Origin of the sequence: Archaeoglobus sp. UBA230, from assembly GCA_002507545.1 — an archaeon.
In the GTDB taxonomy this organism is placed as follows: Archaea; Halobacteriota; Archaeoglobi; order Archaeoglobales; family Archaeoglobaceae; genus Archaeoglobus.
Map to the genome: position 1 here is coordinate 1 of DAVR01000025.1, position 2552 is coordinate 2552.

At 46.7% G+C, this 2552-nt stretch carries 2 protein-coding genes; both read left to right on the plus strand.

Annotated elements, in window-relative coordinates:
• The coding region (locus tag BP688_RS06910) for a molybdopterin dinucleotide binding domain-containing protein (RefSeq protein WP_290623378.1) at window positions 1–1866 on the plus strand (1866 nt) is incomplete at its 5' end.
• A gap of 31 nt (window positions 1867–1897) precedes the next feature.
• Window positions 1898–2552, plus strand: a 655-nt coding sequence (locus tag BP688_RS06915; protein WP_349681795.1) for a 4Fe-4S dicluster domain-containing protein, incomplete at its 3' end; no start/stop codon positions are given.

Genomic DNA, 2552 nt, shown 5'->3' on the forward strand with positions numbered 1-2552 from the left:
AGGATGCTGGCGAGGAAAGTTGCTAGCGGTAGAACATCCATACTCCTGAGCTGGAATACTGCCAAGATGTTCCACGGTGATCTGATCGAGAGAGCGATGTGTCTCATTCTTGCCTTAACCGGAAACTGGGGCAAAAACGGAACTGGAATTAGAAGCTGGTGTGTCGTTTATGAACTGGACGCTCTGGCTGGTGTGGTGACAACAGACCCACTGATAAGAGAAACCGTGCAGAGCAGGTGGAGGAAGAAGTATGGAAGAGAGTTAACCGAGGAAGAGCTAGAGGGCTTCGGTCAGGGAATTCAGTTCAGAATGATATCTCAAAATGTGCCGTCGGTCTTCTTTTGGTATTGGCATGGCGGATATGGGGAGATATGGGACAAAATTGACCTGAAAGATGCGGGAATTCCAAGAAAAATCGGAGACTACATTAAAGAGGCACTGGAAAAAGGATGGTACGAGTTCTTAGCACTGCCTGAAAAGGATGTAGAGCCGAGAGTATTGTTTATTGCCGCCTCCAATCCTCTCAGAAACAAGCCAATGACGCAGCACACTTACCTGAAGAAACTCTGGCCGAAACTCGATCTCATCGTCTGCATTGATTACAGATGGAGTGAAGCTGCCCTCTACTCAGATATAGTCCTTCCAGCAGCGTTCCATCACGAAAAAATGCAATTCCACAGCCTGCCAAATCCTGAAACAAGGTTCTGGTCCTTTGCCGGTAAAGCTGTCGAACCGGTTGAGGGTGCGAAGGATGAGATAACAATCGTGATAGAACTTGCATTGAAGATAGCCGAGAGGGCAAAGGCAAGAGGGCTGAAGAAATACAGGGTTCCACATGGTATGACTGCTGAAAAAATCAACAAGCTTCTTTCACTTCAGGAAATAGGTCTCGAACTCGAAGAGTTGCCGGAAGAAGTAGAATGGTTGATGGGTGTTGAGAGAGACTACGAGAGTCTACCAGCAAGGGTCATTGATGTAATGGGCAGGTTAAAGGAGAAGATGAACATAATGGATTTGGTTTTGGGTGGTTCAAGAGCAAAAAAGGAGATGAAAAAGGTTGAAGATGAGGATGTAAGAGAGATGCTTCGTGATCTGATCAACATCTGTAAGGAGTATGAAGTGCTTGGAAAGGACGTAACGTTGGAGGAGATAGAGGAAAGAGGATTCGTCAAGTATGAGGGACTTGGGAAAAGTGTGTATGGGCTGAACAACGCAGCTTATGTGGAACCTGATAAAACGGTGGTAGCTTTTAGCCGACATGTGGAAGAAAAACTGATATTTCCCACCCTCACTGGCAGAGCTCAGTTCTACATTGACCACGACTGGTTCATCGAAGCGGGAGAGGAGTTGCCGTGCCACAAAAACCCTCCAGCAGTTCTCGGAGGAGATAGGAGCAAGTATCCATTTATCCTCACCAGTGGTCACAACAGATACAGCACCCACTGCATAACTTTCATGAACAAGCTCCAGATAAACATGCATCGCGGAGAACCCTTTGTTTACATCAGCAAAAAGGCAGCGGAGAAGAAGGGTGTGAAGGACGGGGACTACATAAGGGTTTTCAACGACTTTGGAGAGGTGATAGTTCAGGCAAAGGTTTCCTCTCTACCAGCAGATGACCAGATTATATTCTACCATGGCTGGGAGACGTTTCTTTTCCCCAACGCCAAAAATCTGAAGAGTGAACTTTCGGTTGGTCTGATAAAACCACTCCACCTCGCTGCTGGTAACGATGTTGCCTTCAATTACGGGCAGTTCTACTTCAGGTTTGTTAACTGGCAGCCTCAGATGATATACCGGCATACATGCGTTGATTTTGAACCCTTGAGCACCGAGGAGTGCCGGAGATATGGTTTAAGTTCTTAAATTTATATTATTTTAAGATGGGGGCAAAGAAATGCAAATTGCGATGGTCATAGACCTCAACAAGTGTATAGGATGTCAAACATGCACCCTGTCCTGTAAGACCATGTGGACGAGTGGCGAGGGACAGAAGGCAATGTTCTGGAGGAAGGTAAACACGATGCCGGGTGAGGGTTCACCAAGGAGATGGGAGGAAATGGGCGGTGGTTTTGAGGATACCAACAGAATTATCAGAGTTCTTTTTGGGAGTAAATACGGCAAAAGAGCAAACCCGTCTAAAACTCCGACAGAAAAAGAGTTTGGCGAGTACATTGAGCTATACCCTCTAAAGGCTGTTATCCACGGCATAAAAGTGGCAAGCACACCTCACAGAAAACCAGAGTGGATGTACAACTGGGACGAGGACAGGGGAGGGGGTATCCACCCAAACTCTTACCTCTTCTATTTGCCGAGGTTATGCAACCACTGCACCCATCCTGCATGCATGGAAGCCTGTCCGAGAAATGCGATATACAAGCGTGAAGACGGTGTTGTTCTGATAAACGAGGAGAGGTGTCACGGATACAGATTCTGTATGGAAGCTTGCCCCTACAAGGTGATCTACTTCAACATAAACGGGATGGTGGCGGGAGAATACACAACAACGGGTAGTGAAACTGGCATAGCTCAAAAATGCATAGCCTGCTATC